Here is a 24,193-nt window from a genome sequence, read left to right on the forward strand (position 1 = left end):
GTAGCAGCGCAGTATTCGGCTCCGCAGCAGCAGACACCGCCTCCGCCCGGTGGCGTGATGGCGCCGCCGCGTCGGCCGGCAGCTCGTCCTGCGGACGTGCCGCAACAGGATCCCGCGCACCGTACACCCGAACGTTTGAAACAGCGTTCCCCGCACGGCGCACATGGTGCACACGCCGCGCCGGGGCCGGTCCGCGAAGTGCTGGAGCCTGGGCAGACACCGTGGTCGACCGAGCCGGAGTCCTCGTTCTCCACGTGGGCCAGGCGATTCTTCCGCGGCCTCGTGGTCGTCGTGCTGCTGCTGGCAGCGATCAGCGGCATCCGTTCCTGGATCGCTCCGAACAAGGCGCCGGAGACCGTCGTCAGCGGGCAGAGCAGCTTCCCGGCCGACGAGTCGCGCGCGGTCGCGACGCGGTACGCCGTCTCGTACCTCTCCTGGGACGAGAACAACCCTGACGCCCGCCCGGCCCAGGTCGGTCTCGACCTGGCCGCCGGACTGGACAGTCGCGCGGGGTGGAACGGCCGCGGTAAGCAAACGGCTGATGTCGCCTACCCGGGACAGGTCACGGCCGACTCCAACGGTCTGACCGCAGTTGTCGATGTCCGGGTCCGGGTGCATACGTTCACCCGGCTGGGCAAGGGCTGGAAGACCGGACCGGTCGTCTGGGAACGCGTGTCGGTCCCAGTGGCCCGGACCGCGGCCCGGGTCGTGGCCAGCGGACCGCCGACGTTCGTGCCGGACGTGCGGGCAGCGCTGCCCGACAACATGCCGTCGGCCGGAGCTCCCGACGACGATCTGACCGCAGCGACGCAGAAGGACGCGGAGGCGTTCTTCGGCGCGTATGCGGAGTCGGACAACAAGGTGTCGGCGGTGACCGCGCCGGGCTCGACCATCCGTAGCCTGAACGGTGCGGTCAGGTTCGGTGAGCTCAAGGATTGGCAGGTCTACACGGGCAACGACGACGAGCGGCGGGCGACCGCGGCCGTCACCTGGGACGGGGTCGGTGACACCACCTTGGACCAGACGTACACGCTCACGTTGAGGCGTACTGTCGCCACCGACGGAGCAGAACGATGGCAAGTGGCTGCCGTCGGATGAATCCAGCGACCGGCCATCGGATGACCGAGGTAACAAGGGAGACACCGCAATGATGACGCACGAACTGGCTGCGAGCGTGGTTCAGCTTGCCGTGCCCATGGCCGACCCCAATGTCCCAACGGGCGCGGACTTCAAGGACTGGGTCCTGGTCATCGCGGGGAACATCTTCATCGCGATCCTCGTGTTGCGTGCCATCGGCCACTACTTCAAGCGCGAGTGGGGCGAGCTGTTCGGCCACATCGCGGCCGGGGTACTGGTCGGCGGGCTGATCTACGCGAACAACCAGACCATCAACGTGCTCAAGGGCTTTTGGGGATTGCTGTCCGGAGGTAATTGATGCGCGTCGGCCGTACCCTTACCCACCACTTCGAGATCGAGACCCGGCAGTACGACCTGCTCGGGATCGACCTCGGAGAAGGCGCCAGGCGCCGGATGATCATCTTCGGTGCGGTGATCATCATCCTCTGGATCGCGTTGCTGTTCCCGTTCATCGGCGTACCGAAGAAGCCCACGGTCAGCCTGTACGTCGTGCCGCCGTTCGTGATCACCGCGTTCGGCTGGCGGCCGGGCAAGTTCCACGAACGCCGCCGCCGGGTGACGGAATGGGCGCTGGCCGTCCGGTACGCGTTGCGGGCGCATCGCCCGATCATCGGTCTCGGCGCGCGGGCCGCCGACAAGACGGAGTACCTGCCGTGGCGTGAGCGCGTCGCGACCCGGAAGGTGGCCGACCTGGCGAAGGCCAGAGTGACGCCGGAGTGGGAACGCGAGGTCGTGGTGGAGCTCGATCCGATGGTCCGCGCGGGTGCGGACATCACCGTGAACCAGCGGGCGCGATTGCTGGGTTCGGATCACGTACAACGGGTGAGTCGCAGGACGTCGTCAGGGAAGGGCCGCGAATGAAGATCGCTGACAAACTCCTGAACCTGGTGGGGGTCGGCCGCGAGCGCGGCCTGCCGCCACCTCGTCTTGTTGCCATCGCCGACGGCCTGCTCGTGACCGAGCGCAGCGCCGAGGCATGGTTCCTGATCTCGGTGGCGAACACGGACCTGGCCACCGAGTCGGAGCAGGACGCGGCTCTGGATGCAGCCGTCAGCGCGGCCGCGACGATCCTCGGCGACCGGCTCAGCCACCTGAAGGTGGTGTGGGGCCGTTCGACCGGTCAGGACTACATCGACTCGGTGGCCGGCCATTACCGGCTGGGCGATCACGAGTCGTGGGCGCAGACGCGGGCCGACCGGATCGACGAGATGCGGATGCCGGAGCGGTACGTGGCTCTCGGCGTACATCTGAGCGACCGTGACCCGCGGGCGACCGCGCAGGTGCGGGGTTCGATCAGTGACGCTCTCGGTACGACGTCTTGGCGGGTCAGTGCGCGTGAACTCGCGCACCTCGACGAGCGGGTGCGCAAGCTCGCTCGCCAGCTGGGCTCGACGGTCTGGCGTGCGCACACCGCGCCGGCCGAGGTGATCTCCTGGCTGATCAGCCGGGAGATGCATCGTGGTGCGGTCGCAGCGCCGCGGCGTGGTCTGATCACGGGTGCTTCGTTGGCTCGGCTGACGTCCGGGCGCGTGGTGCCGTACACCGATCACCTGCGGATCTACGACACGCGTGGGCAGATCGCGGCGTACACGACGGTGCTGGCGATGACCGATTTCCCCGAGGAGCTCGAGACGCCGGGAGCGGGGGAGTGGCTGCGGACGCTGTCCGAGATCAAGGCGATCGATGACGACGGCGACGAAATCGACGTCACTGTTGAGGCGTCGGTCCGCTTTCGGGTGCTGACGAAGAAGACTGCGCGCCACCTGGTCGACGAGACCCGGAAGAGCGCGAAGGAGCAGCGCCGTTCGGCCGCGAAGGGTACGGCGGAGGAGACCGCCGACGAGATCGTGGAGACCGAGCGCGTGATGCGTGAGGTCAAGCGCGACATCAACCGCAGTGGCCTGACTCTGGTCGAGGACCACCCGCGGTTGCTGGTCAGCGCGGACACCCGTGAGGACCTCGAGGCGTACGTCGACGCCGTCATCGCGCACTACGCGGACCGTGGCATCACGGTCGCCGCGGGCGCGGACGAGCAGCGCGACCTGTGGCTGGAGTCCTTGCCGGGCGACCAACTGCGCGTGCCGGACCTCGGGCATGTGCGCGAGTCGACTGCGTTCTTCGGGTCCTGGTTCTGGGGCGGCGCGTCGATCGGTGACGCGACCGGTCCTGCCATTGGCTATCTGACCGGGTCTACGCCCGGCCTGGTGCGGTTCGACGCGGCTGCCGGTTCTGCGCTTGGTGACGCGACGACGACGCTCTTCCTCGGCCGGTCGGGTCGAGGCAAGACGACAGCCGCGATGCTGGGCGGTCTGGACTCGGCGTTCGCCGGCGCTTGGGTGCCGTTGCTGGACCTGAAGGGCGATGCTGCAGGTGTGTCGGCGGTCGCCGCGGAGTACGGCGTACCGACCGCCGTCATCGAGATCACTGCCCAGTTCTCAGGTGCTGCTGACCTGTTGCGGGTGTTGCCTGTTGATGACGCGTTGCTGCAGGCGCCGTCTCAGCTGATGCTGCTGCTGCCACCGCATCTGCGTGGTGCGGCCGAGGCTCCGGTCATGGCGGCGACCCGCGCCGAGATCCAGTCGCCGGACCCCTCGTCGTGGGGCGTCATCCAGCGGCTTTGTGCTTCCGACTCGGAGACCATTCGTACGGTCGGCTTCGCCCTGCGCGACCTGGTCGAGACCGGTCTCGGCTCAGTCGTCGCCGGGCCGCCGTCCGGCCTGTCGTCCCTGACCACGAACCCGGGCCTCTGGGTCGTGCAGATGCCCGGCCTCACGCTGCCGTCGCCCGAGTCGGCGCCCGAGTCGTGGTCCCCGATCGAACGCGTCGGCATGGCCTGCCTGCGCGGCTGCCTCGCCTGGATGGTCCGTACGACGGGCCGCCGCGAGTTCCGCGGCCGCTCGAAGGTCGTCATCGTCCCCGAGGTCCACCTGCTGACGAAGACCCCCGACGGCGCGTCCTTCCTGGACTACATCGCCCGTGTCGGCCGTGCGCTGGGTGCTTCGCTCGTCCTGGACACCCAGGACCCGGCGTCGATCTTGAAGCTTCCTGGTCTGGTCGAGCAGATCACGACGCTGTTCGCGTTCAGCCTGCGTTCGCGCGAGCAGGTCGATTCCCTGCTCGAGCTCCTCGGCCGCCCGCAGACCGCGCCGTACCAAACCCTGGTCCGCGGCATCAACACCGCCGCCAACGGCAAATCCATCCGCCACGGCCACTGCATCATGCGCGACCGCTGGGACGAGGTAGCCACCGTCCAGATCGACATCCCCAGCGAACGCGTAGCAGCCCTCCTCCGCACCACCCCCGAATCCGAACACGCCAACACCCCCGCCCAACCGGCGATCCCCGCGGCCGCCCCCGAAGACCCCTTCGCCGAAGACGAGGCTCTCTTCGAGCCAGCCGCCACCGCCACAGCCCAATCCGAGGCCCACACACAACAGGCCCCGGCCTACGACGCCACTCCAGCGTCGCCGTACGAGGGCGCCTCGCCTCAGGACACCGTGCCTGTCTCACCCCAGGACAACGCCGCTAGAGCGCCGCACAACGGCGGCTCACCTCGGGACACCGCCGCTGCCACGCAGTACGGCGCCGCTGCCTCACCTCGCGACACCGCCGCGGCCGCGCAGTACGGCGCCGGTGTCTCACCTCGGGACGCCGCCGCGGGCCAGCCGCCCGCTCCGCAGCACGCCACACAGCACCCAGCTGCCGCGCCTCAGCAACCAATCGCGCCGTCGCAGCCCACTCCGTCAGCAGCGCCGTCCGCGCCCGAACCGACGTACACCCAACCGGCACCCCAGCCCGCCGCGCCGGCCACTCCGCCCCTGCCCCAGCAAAACGGTCACCCCCCGGCCCCCAACGGCCAGGACCCCCACCCGGCCACCAACGGCTCACACCCCCAGCACCAGCCCCAACAAAACGGCCAGGCCCACGAACCCGCCCAGCCCCTCCAAAACGGCCAGGCTCACGACCCCGCCACGCCGCACCAAAACGGCCACCAGCCTCAACCCAACGGCCAAGAACCCCGCCGCAGCCTCCGCCACGAGTCCCCGATCGGCCCCGACGAGGTCTACGACCAAGAGGCCGACGAAGCCGCGTACAACGAAGCCATGTACCCGGCCCACGGCGACGACCCCACCCCCGACCCAGACCGCCCCACCGGCAACAAGGAGCACGTCGCATGAGGTGGCCCCGCCGCCTCCGAACCGCGGCCACCGTCCTCTCCATCTCCTTCATAATCACAGCCCAAGTAGCCCTAGCCGCCGACCCCAACCAGGGCCCCACCAACCCCACGGGCTTCGCCGACCTCCTCCCCACCCCCGACCTAACCCACGGCGACACCCGAACTCTGTTCGAGCAGTACAGCCCGATGAATTACGGCCTGGATTTCGACACAGGTCTGACCGACACCTTCAACATGATCTTCAACGGGTACGCCTACATCGTCATGATGTACATCCTGGCGATTACCCGCGCGGCGATCTCTGTCGGTTGGTGGCTGTTCTCGTTCACCGACGTCAAGCCGCTGACTGATGCGACCGCCACCACGATCGGTGCTACGGGAACGCAACTCGTCGGATGGTTGTTGCCGTCGGCCCTCGCATTCGGTGCGGTGGCTGCGTACACGCAGCGTCGTGCAACAGGCAGTGCGCTGGGGCAGATGGTTTGGGTTCTGGTCGCGGGTGTGCTGAGTGTCAGCTTCGCAGTGGCACCGGCAACGTGGTTGCGCGGAGTGGACGGCGCGCGCCAGCTCGGGGCAGGTGCAGTGATGAGCGCATCGTCAGATGCTTTAGGGCCGACGATCCAGAGCCCGATTCCCTGGCCCGAGCCGGGTTTCACCGGCACACCTAGAGACACCCTGCTGCGGAAATCAGCCGACGCCAGTTGGCGAGGGTTCGCCGTGACGCCCTGGTGTATCGCAGAGTTCGGATCGATCTCGGCCTGCGAGCGTTACGGAAAGGGCATGCTCGACGTCGGTGTGAGCGCGGACGCACGGAAGGACTACGTCAACAAGGTAATCGTTCCGGCCGAGGGTGGTGATGACGCTCCAACGGTCAAGTGGGTCAAGGGTGACAATCCCTTCGGACGTACAGCTGTCGTCATGCTCGCCGCGATCGCGGCCACACTGTTCGGGTTCTTGAACATCGGCTTGGCGTTCACGGCGCTGATGGCGTTCATCGGCGCACTCCTGCTTCTTGTTGTGGGAGTGTTCTTCGCTTGTCTTTGGATCATCCCTGGTCGTCCCCGGCAATGGGGATTGAACTGGTTCGAGGCACTAGTGGGCCTCGTATTGCAGTCCTTCTTGGCGATGCTTGTCTTCGGAACCGCGCTGACCCTTGTCACAGCCGTGTTCACATTGACCGGCCCGTTGGGATGGCTGCCGGTTACAGGCCTGGCAATTGTCGTGTTGATCGTCGGATTCCGGCTGCGGCGTTTGCTGGATAGCCTTACGACGATGATGCGGCCTGGTGCCGGCAGCATCATGTTGGGTGGGCTTGCGCGTCGTGGCGCGATGGGTGCGGTCAGGCGAGTTATGGGTGCCCTGAGCAGTCGGGGTGCGGCGCCGGCACCTGCGGAGCGGAGTCGGGATCGCATCCGGACCACCGAGCCGGCTTCTCAGCGGGTCTCATCTGTGCGTGTGTATCGACAGGCTCCTGTGGTTGGTTCTCTGGCGAGGAGTTCTGCGGGTAGCTCGCCACATGAGCTCACCTCGGGTGCTAGCGGACGCCGCATGGATGGTGCGGGAGGAAGTCCGAACGGGCAAGGTCCTGGCGGTCAGCATGCGGCCGCTGCTGGTGCTGCCGGTGGGGCAGCTGGTCGGCTCGCGGCTGCGGCCAACCCGACGCGCTCAACCTCGGGTCTCAACCTCGCTCGCGCGCGTTCGCAATCGAAGGACGCCGATAGGCGTCCGACGATCACGGTCACAAGCGCGGGAGTCGCGTCGTCGAACAACTCTTCGTCGGGTGGAGCACGGCGCGCTAGTGGTGACGCGCAGAAGGCCCGGCATTCTCGGCGGCCCATTCCTGCGCCCTCCAACGACGTCCGTTACGAGCCGCGTGCCCATACGCACTCCGCGAGCCTGCGCGAAGGTCCGCCGAAGGGCCAGCGGGTACGGCGGAAGGCCGCCAGCTCGCAGCCGCGGAGGTTCCGCGAGTACTCGACTGTCACCAAGGACGGCGTGACGGTGCACGTGCCGACGCGTAGGTGATGTCGGATGGCCCGGAAACCACGATCGCCCCACGACCGCCGGGAAGGCGCCAGTCAGTCCCGGCATCGTGCACCTGACCCCGACGGTTCGGATTCGGACCGTCGGGACGGTCGGCCGCGCCCGGATGCCCCCGAGGGCTGGCGCTCGCTGATGAGCAACGACTACGACTATCCGGAAGAGTTGGACGAGCTCAACGGCCGCGAGCGACGCCGCGCGAAGAAGAACTGGCGCCGTGACGATCATGCGCAGCGCATGGCCTGGCTGCGCAATCAACGCCAAGCCGAGCCGACGAGTCCCGCGGCAATTGTGGTCCTGGTGGTCATCCTCGCCGTGGTCATCCTCGGTGTCGGCGGTGGACTGCCGCGACTTCTCGGCAGTAAGGACAAGGACAAAGAGACACCGATCAGCTTGCTGACGCCTGGCCGCTCGGTGGTCCTCCCGACTGCGCCGTCGACCGAGTCGAACCAACCCGTCGCCCCCACGAGCTCTGCACTCACGACCCCACCGCCCCAGACCCAGCGACCGGCAGCCGAGGCGACGGCCATGGCGAACGATGTCGTTGGTGCGTGGGCGCGAGCCTTCTACACCCGCGACCCGGCAACGGAGACGTATGCCGCCCTCGTGGCGAAATGCGCGAAGTACATGACCTCTGAGGTGGCATCGAGCTTCACCGCAGCCGGTGATCCGACGTACGAGGCGCTCAAGACCGATGGCGGTAAGTCGACGGTCCTCTCAGCTCCGGTCACTGCTCCACCCGCGAATGCGCAAGCCCCGGTCGACACTCCCAGCCGCATCACCCGTTTCGTCAAGGTCACCATCGACGTCACCGGCAAGCACGCCCAGCGATTCGACGTACCTCTGCTCATCACGCTGGCCAACGAGAACGGCCAGTGGGTCATCAGCGACGTGTCCGGCGGGACTGGACCGTGACGGCGGAGGACTGCGATGTTCGACGAGCGTGATCTCAGTCGTGGGCTCCTCTCGGTCGTCGGGCGCGGATGGTTCGCCAAAGGTGCAGCCGCGCTGGCGGTGATCGGAGTTGCGAGCCTGCTGATGCTCGCTCCGTTCGGTGGCGGTACGACGACCCAGGCCGCTTGCCCCGCTGGGATTCCCGGTCAGCCCGGTGATCCGAAAGCTAGCGGGCCGCTTCGTGGCACACAGGTCGCGTTCGCCAAACTGATCGACAGCGTTGCGGTGCAGCGAGGCCTTCCGGGCAAGGCGACGCTGATCGCATTGATGACGGCATTGGTGGAGTCGGATCTCCAGAACCTCACCTACGGTGATGCCGACTCGGTCGGTCTGTTCCAGCAGCGACCCGCGGCCGGCTGGGGCTCGCGAAACCAGATCATGAATCCGCGGTACGCCGCCAACGCGTTCTTCGGTGGGTCCCAGGCGCCAGATCCGCCTGGACTCGTGGACATCAACGGCTGGCCCTCGATGGCGCTCGGTGATGCTGCTCAGGCGGTCCAGGTATCCGCGTTTCCCGACAGGTACGCCGTACGTGAGCAAGAGGCCCGCGACATCGCCTCCGCAGCCGGCATCGATCTGACCAGAGCTGGGAACCCGTACGCCGGTCGCACCGGCGCGCCGGCCGGAGGGTCGGTCGTCGACGGATTGCAGGACGACGACAACTGCGGGCAATCGGGCGGACTGACCGCGGGCAAGCCTGTCAATGGCGTCTGGCCAGAGCAGAAGGCGACCGTCGCAGACCCGACCGGTACCGGAGGTCTGGTGACGCCGCGTACGGCGGCCTGGGTCGCGGCGGCACGCAAGAATCTCGGCAACCTGAGCATGAGCTGCTGGGACGCGCACGCATGGAACCCGACCAGCGACCATCCACGCGGCCTGGCCTGTGACGTCATGGTCGGCACCGACTCCAGAAAGTCCGCGCCCGCTCGCGCCCGCGGCGACCAGATCGCAAACTGGGCCGTGACCACCGCCGGCCAGACCGGAGTCCACTACGTGATCTGGTACGGCAAGATCTGGTCCGCCCGCCGCGGCACCTGGATCCCCTACAACGGCGGCGGCGTCTACAACCCATCCGACGCCACCGGCGGCCACTTCGACCACGTCCACGTCTCCCTGTACTGATAATGGACGGACCCACCCCGCCCAACCCCGAGGAGAAGCATCCAATGGCCGGCCCCGGTGAACCCCACGACCCGAATGGTGCTGAGGGGTTCAGGCCCGGCCCGGTGCCGCCGTATCCCGGCGCACAAGGCTACAACCAGCCGCCGCCGCAGCCGCAGCCACAATTGCCTGGTCCGGCCGGGGGGCATTCTGAATCTCGGCCACGCAACTTGCCCGAGGCCTCTGCCTGGACGGCGCTGTTGTCGGCCGTACCGTGGTTTTTCTGGAGCCTGGTCCTCGTCATCTGGATCGCAGGTGCGATCGGGTTCAAGTGGGGCTGGATCGTCATCGCACTCTGGATCCTGTCCGGCGCCATGATCCTGCTGCCGTCAACCGAGGAACTGCTGGCGAAGTATCTCTTCCGACTGCGTCGGCCGACCCTTGTTGAGCAACAACGGCTCGGACCGGCCTGGCAGCACCTTCTCGGCCGAGCGGGCGTGCCCGAAGGACGGTTCTCATTGTGGATTCAGGAGTCGGATGAGGTCAGTGCGACACCGACTCCCGGCCACACCGTCGCGGTTACGCGATGGTCGCTTTACACCCTTCCTCCACAGCACCTGGAAGCCGCTCTGGCGCACGAGCTGAGCCACCACCTCGGCGGGCGGGCATGGCTGAGCCTGGTCAACTTCTGGTACTCGATCCCGGCGCGCTGCGGGTTGATCGTCGTGCGCGCCATAGCCCGCCTGATGAGGCGCGTGCCCGCCCTTGGATGCATCATCGGGGGCTTCATGATCATGGCGTACGCCGGAATCGTGCTTGCGGCGTTCACCTTCGGCCACGGGTATATCTGGCCGGTCCTGTTCCTCACCCCGTTTATCGCCCCGCCACTCCTTGCGTGGCTCAATCGCTGGCATGTCAAGGAGGCGGACCGGAAAGCGGCGATGCTCGGCTACGGCGCCACATTGGTGCAGGTCTTGTATGGATGGCAGATGCAGCATCAACAGGATCTGGGTCGCGAGACCAGCCGTCGAGCGCAGGTGATGTCGAGCACGCCCTCGTTGGTGGAGCGAGTCCACACCCTTGAGCAAGCCGGCGGCATTCCACCCGCCGCATGGAGCTGACTGTCACAGAGCTGGATCAGGCGTCGAATCAAAGGATGAGCAGACCGCGGCGCACGGAGTCGGATCCGAAAATGCGCCGCGGTCTCATCGGCATCAACGGTGTTTGGCGCACCTCCGCCGACAGCCGAACCATATCGGCTCGCCGGAGAGGTTGAGTTCGTCAGGTCTCGGCGCGGGTGAGCGTGTGGGTGGCTTCTGGGTTGGTGAAGGTTAGGAGGTTGTGGGCTTCTGACTCGATTGATTGCCAGGCGTTGTGGGGGAGGTTGGTGAAGGGGGCTATCTCGAGGGTTGCTTGGGACTTGGTGGTTTTGGTTAGTTTCCAGAGGGCTTTGGCTTGGCCGTTGTGGAGGATTGAGCCTTTGGTGAGGACCTCTTGGAGGGTTAGGCGTTGGCGGGTGGGGGTGTCTATCCAGCGGGTGCGGTCGGCGTGGGAGAGGAGGAGGTTGTCGTATTCGGGGAGGAAGCGGGTGGGGGGTTCGGTGTCTTCGGGTGGGAGGGGGATGTGGGGGAGGTCGTAGAGGGGGCGGTTGGAGTCGGGGGTGGTGTAGGTGCGGAGGTCCAGGCCGTCGAAGATTTCGGTGAGGTGGGTGAGGCCGGACCAGGTTTGGGCGTCGGCTACCGTCGCGGGGCCGTAGGCGGCCAGGTAGCGGAGTACTAGGTCTTCGGCGGAGGGCTTGTCGGTGACGGGGGAGTTGAGCCAGAGGTCGGCGGTGGTCATGGTGGGGTTGCCGCCTTTGTTCCAGATGCCTCGGGGTGGGATCTGGATGGTGGGGAGGAGGCAGCGGACGGCGTGGGCCAGGGCGGCGGGGTCGCGGTCGGGCCACAGTGGGCCGAGGTACTCGCGGAGTTGTACGGCGGTCGCGGGGCTCTCGGTCATGCGGTCGATGCCGGCCTGGAGTACGGCGTCCATGTCGAGGCCCTCGAGGCGGTGCCGGCCGTAGGTGATGTTCTGGTAGATCTCGCGGTCCAGCCGGGGCTGGATGAGCGGGCGGAACGCGAGGAAGTCGCGGCTCGAGACCAGGTGGATGGTTGCCCGCATCAACGAACCGCGGACGGCCTGGCGGTCCTCCAGGAGCTTGACGAGTTCGGCCGGCTGGAAGTTCGTCAGCCGGGTCCACAGGCCGACGTACGGCGCCAGCGGGGCCTGGGCCTGCATGCCGGCCAGGTGTTCGATCGCTTCCAGGGCGGTTGCGTCGTGGCGTTCGAGCAGCCATTGGCGGTCGAGCGTGGCACGGTTCAGTGCCTGCAGGCTCAGCTTCGTCATGACGGGATCCTCTCCTGAGTGTTGCTCCAACGCTAGGAGAGGTAGCGGTCAGGACCTGTCCGCTAACCCGAGTCCGGCGACGAATGCACGCAGGAGATGACGGCCCTCGGTCCAGGAGCCGATATTGCTGTCGCTGTTGATGTGGCCGAGTTCGTCGAGCGCGATGAGCGGGGCCGCCCAGCCGTCGGCGAGGCGGGCAGCGGCGTCGATGCTGCAGTACGGGTCGTCGGTGCTGGCGACCAGCAGGGACGGGACGGAAAGCGGTACGGCGGGAAGCGCGGCGAAGGTCGGCAGCCGGTCGACGGGAAAGGTCGGCGCGAGCGGGTCCGGGGGCGCGACCAGGAACGAGCCACGCAAGCGGGCGTCGACCCTGCCGATCAACCAATGGGCGAGTGCGTGGCAGCCGAGGCTGTGCGTGACGAAGACGATGTCGTCAGCCGTGCTCTCGACGGCCCGCGTGATCGCGAGGGACCAGTCGTCCAGGTCGGGAGCGGACCAGGAGGACGGCTGGATCCGGCGTACATCCGGCAGCCATTCGTCCGACCAGCGGGACTGCCAGTGGTGTTCGTCGGAGCCGTCGAGGCCGGGGATGATGACGAAGGTCATGAACTCTCCTTTGCGGGTCAACGCCTGCCATCATGGAGGAGTCATCGCCGTACGGCGCCGTGAGCTGATGAAATGAAGGTCGATGAGCGAGGCAACGACTGGTTCATTGGACGCGATCGACCGGGAGATCCTGGCGATCCTGCAGTCCGACGGCAGGTTGAGCGGGGCCGATATCGGCCGGAAGGTGAACCTGTCGCAACCCGCCGTGTCGGCGCGGATCCAGCGGCTGGAGCGGTCCGGCGTCATCACCGGGTATCGCGCGGTGGTCGATCCGGCCAAGGTCGGGCTCAACATCCACGCCGTCGTACGTGTCCGGACGACGCATGCCCGCATCCCCGAATCGCTCGAGTTGTTCGCGACGTTGCGGGAGGTCGTCTCGACGTACCGGCTGACCGGTGAGGACTGTTTCCTGCTCGACGTTCACACCCCAGATGCGGCGCGGCTCGAGCAGGTGGTCGACGCGATCGGCCGGCTGGGGCCGGTGAGCACCTCGCTGGTACTGCGTGAGTACCCGGCGAAGCCGCTCGCCCTCGGATAACAAGGATTTCCCTTGCCGCCGTGAATTCCGCAGAATCACGCGGAGTTCCGCTTCCCAGCGGGCGGTACGCCGAACTAGGGTTCGACGGATCGTAGTGGTTGCGTTACGCAACAGGAACGTGGGAGGGAAGCGTATGTCGAAAAGCCGCAAGGCACTTGTGGCCGCCACCGCAGGACTGGCTACTGTCGCGCTGGGATTGTCGTTCACCAGCGCCGCGGGGGCCGCGCCGGAGGCAGCGGCAGCCAATCCGAACGGGCTCAAGCTGATCAAGACGAAGACGTCACTGCTCGGCAAGCACTACTGGTACCAGCAGACCTTCAAGGGCCTGCCGGTCGTCAACGGGTACTACGCCAAGCACGTCGACAAGAGCGGGTCCGTGCAGATCGCCGACGGGCGGGACGCCGTACCGGCGAACCTCGACGTCAGCGCGAAGGTCGCACCCGCATCCGCGACACAGGCCGCGAACGCCACCGTCACCGCGCAGGCGAACCGCGCGCGGATGGCCGGGCCGAACAAGAGCTTCGCCAAGCAGCCCGAGGCGACCAGCGGTGCCGCGCAGCTCGCCGTGGTCGGCGGACCGGACGCCCGCCTGGTCTGGAACGTCACCAGCCGGTCGACCGAAGGCGTCAGCCAGTCGCTCGTCGACGCGAAGACCGGCAGTGTGGTCGCGTCGAAGGTGATCAGCGACAACGTCGACGGCCGCGGCTCGGTCTTCGATCCGAACCCGGTGGTCAGCCTGAAGAACGAGAAGCTGACCGACATGAACGACAAGAACCAGGACATCCTGTTCACCGCGCAGAAGAACGTGATCCTGCGCAACCTGGACGGTTCCGGCAAGCTCAACGGCGCCTTCGTCAACATCAAGGAAGGCAACGGCGGGGTCGCGCAGAACAAGAACAACACGTTCGTCTACCAGCGCGCGAACAACAAGTTCGAACAGGTGATGGTGTACTACCACATCAACCAGGCGCAGGAGTACATCCAGTCGCTCGGGTTCAAGGACGCGAACAACGAGTCCCAGGACTTCTCGGTCGACACGATCCGCGACGACAACTCGTTCTACGACCCGTCGACGGACATGATCACCACCGGCGACGGCGGTGTGGACGACGCCGAGGACGCCGAGGTGATCTGGCACGAGTACGGTCACGCGATCCAGGACGACATCGTCCCGGGGTTCGGCGAGTCCGAGCAGGGCGGCGCGATCGGTGAGGGCTTCGGCGACTACTGGGCCGTCACCATGTCGGTCCCGGTCAGCAAGGGCTTCAACCTGCCGTGCGTGATGGACTGGGACGCCACGTCGTACACGACCGACGAGCCGCACTGCCTGCGTCGTACCGACACCGGCAAGACCACCGACGACATCGACGGTGAGGTGCACGACGACGGTGAGATCTGGTCGAACGCGCTCTGGGACATCCACCAGGCGCTGGGCCGGACCAAGGCGAACAAGCTGATCCTCGAGGCGACGTACTTCTACGACCCCGACACCTCGTTCGCCGCCGCGGCCCAGGACACCGTCCAGGCTGCCCGGCTGCTGTACGGCAAGGCCGCCGCGCAAACGGTGACCGACGCCTTCAAGGCCCGCAAGATCCTGTAGTGACGATTCCAGCTCGTGCGCCCACGACTACTGTGGGCGCATGAGCTGGAGTACTGCGGACATCCCTGACCTGACCGGGAAACTGGCGCTCGTGACGGGCGCGACGAGTGGACTCGGGTACGAGACCGCGTTGGAGCTGCTGAGACACGGCGCGGATGTGCTGGTCGCCGCGCGCAATCCGGAGAAGGCGGCGCAGGCCGCGCAGACATTGACGCAGCAGGCGGGGAGAGCGCCGACGGTGCTCGAGCTGGATCTCGCTGATCTTGCGAGTGTCGAGAAGGCCGCGGGCGAGGTCATCAGGTCGTACGACCGGCTGGATCTGTTGATCAACAACGCCGGTGTGATGGCGCCGCCGCATCGGGAGACCATCGACGGGTTCGAGCTCCAGATCGGGACCAATCATCTCGGTCACTTCGCGCTGACCGGTCGGCTGATGCCGGTGCTGGTCGGCGGCAGTCGCGTGGTGACCGTGAGCTCGTTCATGCACAAGACCGTGCGCGGCATCAGCGAGGCCGATCTCCGGCGGCCGGCCGGCAGCTACCGCAAGTGGGAGGCGTACGGGAAGTCGAAGCTCGCCAACCTGCTCTTCATGCTCGAGCTCGATCGCCGGGCGCGCGCGGCCGGGGCCGATCTGCTGAGTGTGGGCGCGCATCCCGGGTACGCCTCGACTCATCTGCAGGCCGCCGGGCCTGAGCTCGCGGGCAATCACCGCCAGGCGCGGCTCTGGGCCGCTGCGACCCGTCTCATCGCACAGTCGGCGGCGGCCGGCGCATGGCCGAGCCTGTACGCCGCGACGTACCCCGGCCTGCGGCCTGGCTCGTTCGTCGGGCCGGGCTTCTTCGAGTACCGCGGTACGCCGAAGGTCGTGCTGCCGACCCGGACCGCACAGGATGCCGAGCTGGCGCGCGAGCTGTGGGACTGGTCGGTCGAGGCGACCGGGGTCGATCCGGCACTCACCGTGCTGAGGTAGTGACACAGCGGCAACTTTCTGGTTACCCTCCGGTAATTCCTACTGCCGGAGGTCACCAGTGCGCAGACTTGCAGCCGCCCTCGCTGTCGCTCTGACTCTGATCACAATCGGTCCGCGTGCTGCTGACGCCGGCCAGGCCGCGCCGGGTTTCAGTACGGCGTACCAGCGCATCCCCGGCGCCGGTGGGACCGAGATCGGCGCGGTCGTGCTCACGCCGACCGGGCAGGGCGACGGCCCGTTCCCGCTCGTGGTGATGCCGTCGAGCTGGGGTGTGCCGAACGTGGAGTACGTCGGCCAGGGTACGAAGCTGGCCACGGCCGGGTTCCAGGTCATCTCGTACTCGAGCCGCGGCTTCTGGGACTCCGGCGGCGGTATCGACATCGCCGGGCCGCCGACGGTCGCCGACGTCAGCAAGGTGATCGACTGGGCCGGCCAGCACACGCCGGCGGATACCAGCCGGGTTGCCGCAGTGGGGATCTCGTACGGCGCGGGTACGTCGCTGCTCGCGGCCGCGAAGGACTCGCGGATCAAGGCGGTCGGCGCGCTCAGCGGATGGGCCGATCTGATCCGGTCGCTGGATCCGAACGACACCGTCGCGCTGCAGTCCGTTGCCGGTCTGCTTGCCCTGGGCAACATCACGGGGCGGCCGGGGCCGGAGATGGCGTCGCTGCAGACGAAGTTCGTCACCGGCGACTTTGACGGCGCGATTGCGGAGGCGAGTCAGTTGTCGCCGGAGCGGTCTGCGGCGACGATGGTAGACCAAATCAATGCGAAGAAGCCGGCTGTGTTCCTGGCGAACGCGTTCGAGGATTCGATCTTTCCGCCGTCGCAGTACACGGACTTCTTCACGAGTCTGACCGGGCCGAAGCGGTTGTTGCTTGCGCATGGCGATCATGCGACGCCTGAGGTGACCGGGGCGGTTGGTCTACCAAATGAGACGTGGGACGAGCTCGCCGGCTGGTTGCGGCATTACTTGACTGGTGCCGACAACGGTGCGGATGCCGAGGCGCCGGTGGAGTTGAAGTCGCAGCGTGGGGTGTGGCGTGGGTATGCCGATTGGGCTTCGGTTGGGCAGGCGCGTACGTCGTACTTGACCAAGGGTGGGGCGCTTCAGGGTGGTGCGTCGACTGGGTGGAGTCGGTCGATCGGGGCTGGTATACCAACGGTCGCGGATAGTGGGGTGGCGCTGGTGTCCGGGGCGTTGCAGGGGTTGTTGTCGATTCCGGTCGGGGTGGCGACGCCGTTGGTGGATCGGTCGTTCGCTGGGGTTTGGTCGGGGCCGAGGTTGAGTTCTGCGACGGTCGTGAATGGTATGCCGAAGTTGCATCTGGCCGTGAAGCCGTCGGCGGCTGATACGTCGCTGTTCGCTTATCTGTACGACGTTGATGCGTTGGGGGTTGGGTCGTTGATGTCGCACAAGCCGTACACGTTGCGCGGGGCTACGCCGGGGAAGTCCGTGTCGCTTGATGTGCGGTTGGAGGCGACGAGTTGGGAGGTGCCGGCCGGGCATCATCTCGTGCTGGTCGTGGACACGGTTGATCCGCGGTATCTCGGGCGAAGTGTGATCGGGTCGACGGTCACGTTCAGTTCGCCGGCTGGCGATCCGTCGTGGGTGAGCGTTCCGGTGGCGGCGTGACTGTCAGTCGCCGAGGATTCCTCGGCTTCACCGCTGCCGCCCTAGCTCCCATCCATCAAGCCGCAACCCGCGAGGCACCCGAACCCGGAGCACCCGAACCCGGATCGCAGGCCGGCACAGCCCAGCCCGGTGAGGCCCAGGCCAGCGCAACCCAGCCCGGCGAGGTGCAGCCCGGCAGGGTGCAGCCCGGCGAGGTGCAGCCGGGCGTGGGCGATCGCACGCTGTATCTCGGGACGTACGGGGACGGCATCGGCATCGCGACGTACGACGATGCCGGGAAGATCACCTCGACCGGCAGCATCGCTGGTATACCAAACGCGTCCTTCGTGATCCGGTCCGGCAACTTCCTGTACGCCGTCAACGAGCAGGACGCGGGCGCCGTCACCGCGATCGACATCTCGGGCACCCCGCGAGTGCTGAATCGTCAACCCAACAAGGGATCCGGCCCCTGCCACCTCGCCAATGTCGGCGAGTACCTGCTCAGTGCGAACTACGGATCCGGCGACATCGCCGTCCATCCGATCGCCGCAGATGGGAGCCTCGGGCAACAAACCGATCTGGTCAAGCACGCGGGCTCGGCGCCGCACGCCCACCAGGTCGTGCAGGCCGGCGAATACGTGCTCGCAGTCGATCTCGGCACCGACACGATCTACACCTACATACTCACGGACGGCAAGCTCGCGCTGCAGCACCAGGCAAAGGTCAAGACCGGCGCCGGCCCGCGACATTTGGTATTCCATCCATCCGGCAACTACGTGTACGTCGCCGACGAGCTCGACAGCACCGTCACGGTCTGCGCGTACGACGCCGGCGTACTGAGCGTGCTGGAGTCGATCCCGGTCGCCGAGGGTGAGAACTACCCGGGCGAGGTGGTGATCTCCGCGGACGGACGCTTCGTCTACGTCACCAACCGCGGGCACAACAGCATCGCGATCTTCAGCACCGACGGCCCGCATCTCGAGCTCGTTGGTATACCAAACTGTGGCGGCGACTGGCCGCGGCACTGTGCATTCGACCCGACCGGCCGGCTGCTCTTCGTCGCGAACCAGAAGTCGAACAACATCACCACATTCTTGGTAGACCAAACGACGGGCGGCCTGACGCTGACGAGCGACTCCAGCACCCCGACCCCGGTCTGCGTGAATGTTTGATTGTGCGCGAGCTCTTGCGTTCGTGTGATGACAGCGCTGTCATGGGACTGCCTTTCTCCGCCCCGAAAGGAACGTTCCAATGTTCAAGCCGCTCGCGGCCGCCCTCGTCCTGCTGTCGACAACCCTGGTCCCAACAGCCCAAGCCACAGCCCCGGCCCGACCCGCAGCCCAACCGGCATGGCACCTGGGCACCCCGCCGCTCACCACCCCCTGGACCAACGACGTCTCGCCGACGAACGCGCTCCCGGAGTACCCGCGCCCCCAACTGACCCGCCCCGACTGGCGCAACCTCAACGGCCTCTGGGAATGGGCGCCGGCCGCAGTCGGTGAACAGCCACCGATCGGCCGCACGCTCAACGAGCAGGTGCTCGTCCCGTACCCGATCGAGTCCGCGCTCTCCGGCCTCCAGAAGCACCAGGACCGGATGTGGTACCGCCGCACCTTCACCGTCCCAGACAACTGGAAGGGCAAGCGCCTCCTACTGCACTTCGGCGCTGTCGACTACGACGCCAAGGTCTGGGTCAACGGCCGCCAGGTCGCCACGCACCGCGGTGGGTACGACGGCTTCGACGTGGATGTCACCACTGCGCTGCACGCCAAAGGCCCGCAGGAGCTGATCGTCTGGGCCGAGGACCTGACCGATGAGACGTACCAGCCGATCGGCAAGCAACGCGAGGTCGGCGACCACGGCATCTTCTACCAGGGCAGCTCCGGCATCTGGCGGACCGTCTGGATGGAGCCGCTGAACGTCGCATCCATCGACCGTCTCCAACTCACGCCCGACCTCCCGAACCAGACCCTCAAGGTCACCGCCGAAACCTCAGGACCGGCCGGCCTCGACGTCGAGGTCACCGCGTACGACGGCCGCAAGGCCGTCGGCCAGGTCCGCGGCAAGGCCGACACCGAACTCCGGCTGCCGATCCGGAATCCCAAAACCTGGTCCCCGGACCACCCGTTCCTGTACGACCTCAAGGTCCGCCTGATCGACCGCGGCAAAATGGTAGACCAAGTCGGCTCGTACGCCGGGATGCGATCGGTCGGGCTGCAGAAAGGTGCCGACGGCAAGCTCCGGATGGCGCTGAACGGGAAGATCCTGTTCAACCTGTCGACCCTCGACCAGGGCTTCTGGCCGGACGGGCTCAACACCGCACCGACCGACGCGGCGCTCCGGTTCGATCTCGAGCAGCACAAGCGACTCGGGTTCAACACCGTCCGCAAGCACATCAAGGTCGAGCCGGATCGCTGGTACTACTGGGCCGACAAGCTCGGCCTGATGGTCTGGCAGGACATGCCGGCGACGAAGACCGACGCGATGCCCGACCCGTGGCGCGCGCAGTTCGAGTCCGAGCTGCACCAGATGGTCGACCAGCACAAGAGTTTCACCTCGATCACCGTCTGGGTCCCGTTCAACGAAGGCTGGGGTGAGTGGGACCGGGCCGCGACCGGCCGGATCGCGGACGACGTCAAGGCGCAGGACCCGTCCCGCCTCGTCAACGCGCACAGCGGCGTGAACTGCTGCAACTCGCACGGCGACTCCGGTCGCGGCGACCTGATCGACAACCATGCGTACCTCGGCCCGGCGACCACGGCGCCGACAGAGACCCGAGCGGCCGTGGACGGCGAGCATGGCGGGTTCGGTCTGAAGGTGCCGGATCACATGTGGTTCGGCGACGGATCGGCGTACGAGATGGAGCCCGACTCGGCGACCCTCACCCGGCGGTACGTCGAGAACCAGACCGACGTCCTGAAATCCGCCAAGCAGTGTGGGATCAGCGGATCGGTCTACACCCAGATGACCGATGTCGAAGGCGAGCTGAACGGGTTCTACACCTACGACCGCCGGGTCCCGAAGATGGACTTCGCGCAAGTGCGCACGATCAACCAGCAGATCATCGCCGGCGCCGACGGGACCGGCAGTGGTATACCAAACCCGGGACCCGGCACACCTGGTGCCGACGGCATACACTTCTATCCGCTCGACGGCACCGGAGAAGATGCCGTAGGCAACAACGACGTAACCCTCCAGGGCGGCGCGACCTTTGCCCCCGGCAAGAACGGCCAGGCGGTCGCGCTCAACGGAGACGGGCAGTACGTCGACACCGGCGCGGCCCTGCTCGACACCAGCAAGAACTACACCGCCAGCGCGTGGGTGAAGCTGAACAAGGCGGACGGCGCGTTCCAGACCTTCGTCAGCCAGGACGGCGATCGCGACAGCGCGTTCTTCCTGCAGTACTCCGGCCAGGACCAGCGCTTCGCGATGAGCTTCCCCGGCATCCGGGCGCTGTCGCCGACGAAGCCGAACCCGGGGCAGTGGTACCACGTCACCGGCGTACGCGATGTCGTGAAGGGTGAGCTCAAGCTCTATGTCGACGGCGAGCTCGTCGCCACGAAGAGCGCGTGCGCCCTGGACTCCAGCTCGACCGGCAACACGGTGATCGGCCGGGCGAAGTTCGGCGGCAACCAGGTCGACTTCCTCGACGGCATGATCGACCAGGTCCACCTGTACGACCGCGCTCTCACCGACGCGGAGGTGCGCACCCTCTACGAATCCGGCCGGTAGGCGTTCGGGATGCGAAGTCATCGCGTACCCCCGATCCTGGTAGATACCGACCAGGGGAGGTGAGTGCGATGGCCGCACCCAGCCAGGTGCTCGCACCCCAATCGACGATCCGGTTCCGGCCTCCGCGGTTCGGGCTCGGCGGTTCGCATCTCGGCGAGCCGCCAGGCCCGGACGGCGACGCGACCGCGGTCGCCACCGTCGACGCGGCATACCAGGCCGGCATCCGGTTCTTCGACACCTCACCCGCGTACGGCGACTCGGAACGACGACTCGGTACGGCGCTGCAGAAGCGCCCGCGTGGCGAGTTCCTGGTCTCGACGAAGGTGGTCGGCGACGATCCGAAGGCCTCGATCGACAAGAGTCGCGAGCAACTAGGACTCGCGATCGACCTCGTCCTGGCCAAGGACGAATCGGTCTACCCGAAGCTCGACCGGCTGCGGCGCGACGGGACCATCAAGGCAGTCGGAGCGGTGTCGGACCACTGGCAGGAGCTCGACCGCCTCGTGCGAGACGTCGAGCTCGACTGCGTGCTGCTGACAGCGCAGTACAGCCTGCTCGACCGCGACGCCGTACCGCTGCTCGATCGTTGCCTTGCACGCGGAGTCTCCGTGATCGTGTCCGGCGTACTCACCCCGCAAATCCTTCAGGCAGACACCGTCCAGGCGCGACGCATCTCGGCCGTCTGCGAGCGGTACGGCGTCTCGCTGCCGCAAGCCGCACTCGCCTTTCCCAGCAGGCATTCCGCGGTCACGTCCGTCCTGATCGCGGCGTCGTCACCGGCCGAGATCCGCGCCGACGCCGCGCTGGTGCGCCAGCCCGTACCGGAGAAGCTCTGGCGGGATCCGGAATTGCTGCGCTTGCTATCCTGATAACAGGAGTTCGACGCAAGCGGGCTCCCCGGACGAGCGGCGCCGTACCCGGTCTGTCAAGACGACGCCTCACCCTTTGACGGAGGGGGTCGTCCTCATGCATCTACTCGACGTTCTCGAGATCGTTGGCGCGGTCACCATTCTGATCGCGTTCGCCGCCGCGCAGGCGGGTCGCTTACGCCAGCGCACCATCACGTACCAACTCCTGAACCTGCTCGGCTCCGGAGTCCTGGCCACGATCGCCGCGATCCAGCTCTCCTGGGGCTTCCTGCTCCTCGAGGGCACCTGGGCGGTCATCAGCCTGATCGGCCTGCTGACCCTGAAACGACGGCAACAGACCGACTAGAACTTGTCGCCCGGATTCGTCGCCGTCGGGATGGACCCCGTCGGGAGAGTGGTGGGCAGACCGGTCGGCACCGGGCTCGGGCTCACCGTGATGGACGGCGAGGTCGAGCCGGTCCCCGGCGGGGGCGTGGTCGGGGTGATCGTCACCGTGGCGGTGTTGGTCGGCGTCGGGATGACGGGTTCGGGCTCGAGCGGCTGCGCATGGCGGAACAGCAGCCACGCCAGGAACACAGCGAGAGCCATGATCAGCGCCATCGTGAGCAACGCGAACGCCAGCGCCCACCGCGATGCCGGCCGCAAAGCGTTCGGCCACGGCAGCGGCCAGATCCGGAACAGACCCGGACGCCGGCGGCTCTCCCAGTAGTGGCGGAACTCCGGCCCGCGCAGTTTGCCGATCTGCGGGATCCGGTCCATCAGTACTGCGGACAGGATCTCCTCGCCGCGACGCTCCGCGATCAATCGCTCGTCGGAGGCCGCGCTCGACCCGTCGTCCTCCCTGATCGGCCCGACCGCGACCCAGAGCGCGAGGTCGTCGTCATCGGAGTCGTTGTGGCCTAGGACGGCATCCTCGGGCAGGTCGTCGACGGCGTACACGAACCGGTCGCGGGCGGCCGCGTCGTCGGCGGAGCCCTCGGTCATCATCGCGACGACCACGTTCCGGCCGGCCTCGTCGCTGGCCGTGTAGAGGTAGCCGGCCGCGTTCGCGCCGAGTCGCCCGCGGAGCCAGAACTCGCCGACCCGCGGCGGGTCCTCCGGCTGCAGCGGGAGCGGCTCCGGAATCTCCAGCGCAGGGCGCTCCTCCGGCGCGTCCGCCGGCTGCACCTCGGTCTGGGATTCGGTCGCAGTCATCACCCCAATCCCACCACATCCCTGGTAGCACTGTCGCCACGGCCGCCCGCCGCTTGCTGCTGGGCCAGCAGCCAGGCCCAAAGCTCGGCGCGCGGGATTTGGCCGGGAGGGGCAGGATGGTGGAGGACCCGGTGGGCCCTGCGCCCGCTGGCCCCGGCGATCTGATGGAATGGCCGGTGTTGCGAAGTGGGGAATGACGGTGTTTGACACGGTCCGCTCGCGGGCCCCGGAAGGACATGCATGACCGAGACGACGGTGCCCACGGGTTCGGTGGCCCAGCAGTCCAGGCTGATCGGCGAGGCCCTCGGTGAGGTCAAGCGGGTGATCGTCGGCCAGGAGCACATGGTCGAGACCCTGATGGTGTCACTGCTCGCGAAAGGTCACTGTCTGCTCGAGGGCGTGCCGGGCGTCGCCAAGACGCTGGCCGTCCGCACCTTCGCCAGCGTCGTCGGCGGCACGTTCGCCCGGATCCAGTTCACCCCGGACCTGGTCCCGTCCGACATCGTCGGCACCCGGATCTACCGCCAGACCCGCGAGACCTTCGACATCGAACTCGGCCCGACGTTCGTGAACTTCGTGCTGGCCGACGAGGTCAACCGCGCACCGGCCAAGGTGCAGTCCGCGATGCTGGAGCTGATGGCCGAGCGGCAGGTGTCGATCGGCGGCCAGACCTTCCCGATGCCGAAGCCGTTCATCGTCATCGCCACCCAGAACCCGATCGAGTCCGAGGGCGTCTACCCGCTGCCCGAGGCGCAGCGCGACCGGTTCCTGGTCAAGATCGACGTACCGCACCCGCGTGGGCACGAGGAGTTCGAGATCCTCCGCCGGATGAGCGTCGACCCGCCGGAGCCGCGGCAGGTGCTGAAGCCGGAGACGATCCTCGAGCTGCAGCGCTCGGCGGAGCAGGTCTTCGTCCACAACCTCGTCGCGGAGTACGCCGTGCGCCTGGTGATGGCGACCCGTACGCCGACCGACTTCCACCTGCCCGACCTGGAGCCGATCATCGAGCTCGGTGTCAGCCCGCGCGCGACGCTCGGCCTGATCGCGGCCGGCCGGGGCCTGGCGCTGATTCACGGTCGGGACTACCTGCTGCCGAGCGACATCCAGACGGTCGCGCTCGACGTGATGGGCCACCGTCTCGGCCTGACCTTCGACGCGGTCGCGGACAATATCGACCCGCGGGCCGTGATCGAGCGGATCCTGGCCACCGTCCCGCCGCCGCAGCCGGTCTGGCGCGACGGCGCCGACGGGACCGGCCGCCCGGAGTTCGTCTAG

At 67.3% G+C, this 24,193-nt stretch carries 20 protein-coding genes and 1 riboswitch; of the genes, 17 read left to right on the top strand and 3 right to left on the bottom strand.

All coding sequences use genetic code 11. The features are described 5' to 3' along the window. Positions 1-135: 135 nt before the first annotated feature. From FDA38_RS11445 to FDA38_RS11480, 8 genes are all read left to right on the top strand, one after another. Positions 136-1,098, top strand: coding sequence for a conjugal transfer protein (locus tag FDA38_RS11445; RefSeq protein WP_170989672.1), 963 nt, complete (start codon positions 136-138; stop codon positions 1,096-1,098). 52 nt (positions 1,099-1,150) lie between these two features. After that, positions 1,151-1,435: a hypothetical protein gene (locus tag FDA38_RS11450; RefSeq protein WP_233714649.1), complete on the top strand. Its 285-nt coding sequence runs from the start codon at positions 1,151-1,153 to the stop codon at positions 1,433-1,435. Further along, positions 1,435-1,998, top strand: a complete 564-nt coding sequence (locus tag FDA38_RS11455) for a hypothetical protein (protein ID WP_137253994.1) — start codon at positions 1,435-1,437, stop codon at positions 1,996-1,998. The genes FDA38_RS11450 and FDA38_RS11455 overlap by 1 nt, the downstream gene beginning before the upstream one ends. Further along, on the top strand, positions 1,995-5,315 hold the full coding sequence (locus FDA38_RS11460; protein ID WP_137253995.1) for an ATP-binding protein: 3,321 nt from the start codon (positions 1,995-1,997) through the stop codon (positions 5,313-5,315). The genes FDA38_RS11455 and FDA38_RS11460 overlap by 4 nt, the downstream gene beginning before the upstream one ends. After that, the gene (locus tag FDA38_RS11465; RefSeq protein WP_137253996.1) at positions 5,312-7,339 is read left to right on the top strand and encodes a YgjV family protein; all 2,028 of its coding nucleotides are present in this window, start codon (positions 5,312-5,314) and stop codon (positions 7,337-7,339) included. The genes FDA38_RS11460 and FDA38_RS11465 overlap by 4 nt, the downstream gene beginning before the upstream one ends. A gap of 150 nt (positions 7,340-7,489) precedes the next feature. Then, positions 7,490-8,269: a hypothetical protein gene (locus FDA38_RS11470; RefSeq protein ID WP_137253997.1), complete on the top strand. Its 780-nt coding sequence runs from the start codon at positions 7,490-7,492 to the stop codon at positions 8,267-8,269. A gap of 15 nt (positions 8,270-8,284) precedes the next feature. Then, the gene (locus FDA38_RS11475; RefSeq protein ID WP_137253998.1) at positions 8,285-9,430 is read left to right on the top strand and encodes a hypothetical protein; all 1,146 of its coding nucleotides are present in this window, start codon (positions 8,285-8,287) and stop codon (positions 9,428-9,430) included. Between the two features lie 44 nt (positions 9,431-9,474). Next, positions 9,475-10,530: a M48 family metalloprotease gene (locus FDA38_RS11480; protein ID WP_170989673.1), complete on the top strand. Its 1,056-nt coding sequence runs from the start codon at positions 9,475-9,477 to the stop codon at positions 10,528-10,530. 160 nt (positions 10,531-10,690) lie between these two features. Here the strand turns inward: FDA38_RS11480 and FDA38_RS11485 are convergent, their stop codons facing one another. Next, on the bottom strand, positions 10,691-11,794 hold the full coding sequence (locus tag FDA38_RS11485; RefSeq protein ID WP_137254000.1) for a winged helix DNA-binding domain-containing protein: 1,104 nt from the start codon (positions 11,792-11,794) through the stop codon (positions 10,691-10,693). Between the two features lie 48 nt (positions 11,795-11,842). Then, positions 11,843-12,400, bottom strand: a complete 558-nt coding sequence (locus FDA38_RS11490) for an RBBP9/YdeN family alpha/beta hydrolase (protein ID WP_137254001.1) — start codon at positions 12,398-12,400, stop codon at positions 11,843-11,845. A gap of 82 nt (positions 12,401-12,482) precedes the next feature. On the opposite strand from FDA38_RS11490, the gene FDA38_RS11495 reads away from it, so the two are divergent. The 8 genes from FDA38_RS11495 (at position 12,483) to FDA38_RS11530 (ending at position 22,070) form a co-directional block, all read left to right on the top strand. Beyond that, a complete protein-coding gene (locus FDA38_RS11495) occupies positions 12,483-12,938 on the top strand; it encodes an Lrp/AsnC family transcriptional regulator (protein ID WP_137254002.1) in 456 nt (151 codons plus the stop codon). Positions 12,939-13,071: 133 nt separating this feature from the next. Next, positions 13,072-14,538, top strand: a complete 1,467-nt coding sequence (locus FDA38_RS11500) for a M4 family metallopeptidase (RefSeq protein WP_137254003.1) — start codon at positions 13,072-13,074, stop codon at positions 14,536-14,538. Positions 14,539-14,578: 40 nt separating this feature from the next. Beyond that, entirely contained in the window at positions 14,579-15,508 is a 930-nt protein-coding gene (locus tag FDA38_RS11505) for an oxidoreductase (protein ID WP_137254004.1), read from the top strand. 58 nt (positions 15,509-15,566) lie between these two features. Next, the gene (locus tag FDA38_RS11510; protein ID WP_137254005.1) at positions 15,567-17,144 is read left to right on the top strand and encodes an alpha/beta fold hydrolase; all 1,578 of its coding nucleotides are present in this window, start codon (positions 15,567-15,569) and stop codon (positions 17,142-17,144) included. Then, positions 17,141-18,295, top strand: a complete 1,155-nt coding sequence (locus FDA38_RS11515; RefSeq protein WP_233714650.1) for a lactonase family protein — start codon at positions 17,141-17,143, stop codon at positions 18,293-18,295. The genes FDA38_RS11510 and FDA38_RS11515 overlap by 4 nt, the downstream gene beginning before the upstream one ends. 79 nt (positions 18,296-18,374) lie before the next feature. Next, positions 18,375-20,855: a LamG-like jellyroll fold domain-containing protein gene (locus FDA38_RS11520; RefSeq protein WP_137254006.1), complete on the top strand. Its 2,481-nt coding sequence runs from the start codon at positions 18,375-18,377 to the stop codon at positions 20,853-20,855. 68 nt (positions 20,856-20,923) lie between these two features. Continuing rightward, on the top strand, positions 20,924-21,724 hold the full coding sequence (locus FDA38_RS11525) for an aldo/keto reductase (protein WP_137254007.1): 801 nt from the start codon (positions 20,924-20,926) through the stop codon (positions 21,722-21,724). Between the two features lie 3 nt (positions 21,725-21,727). Beyond that, a riboswitch (guanidine-III (ykkC-III) riboswitch) is annotated at positions 21,728-21,795 on the top strand. A gap of 26 nt (positions 21,796-21,821) precedes the next feature. Continuing rightward, positions 21,822-22,070 (top strand): CBU_0592 family membrane protein, encoded by a 249-nt coding sequence (locus tag FDA38_RS11530; RefSeq protein ID WP_137254008.1) that lies wholly within the window; start codon positions 21,822-21,824, stop codon positions 22,068-22,070. Here the strand turns inward: FDA38_RS11530 and FDA38_RS11535 are convergent. Beyond that, positions 22,067-22,918 carry a hypothetical protein gene (locus FDA38_RS11535; protein ID WP_137254009.1) on the bottom strand — a complete coding sequence of 284 codons (852 nt, stop codon included), beginning with the start codon at positions 22,916-22,918 and terminating at the stop codon, positions 22,067-22,069. The genes FDA38_RS11530 and FDA38_RS11535 overlap by 4 nt on opposite strands. 240 nt (positions 22,919-23,158) lie before the next feature. On the opposite strand from FDA38_RS11535, the gene FDA38_RS11540 reads away from it, so the two are divergent. Then, positions 23,159-24,193, top strand: coding sequence for an AAA family ATPase (locus FDA38_RS11540; RefSeq protein ID WP_137254010.1), 1,035 nt, complete (start codon positions 23,159-23,161; stop codon positions 24,191-24,193).

The organism is Kribbella jiaozuonensis (assembly GCF_005233875.1).
Classification (GTDB): Bacteria; Actinomycetota; Actinomycetes; order Propionibacteriales; family Kribbellaceae; genus Kribbella; species Kribbella jiaozuonensis.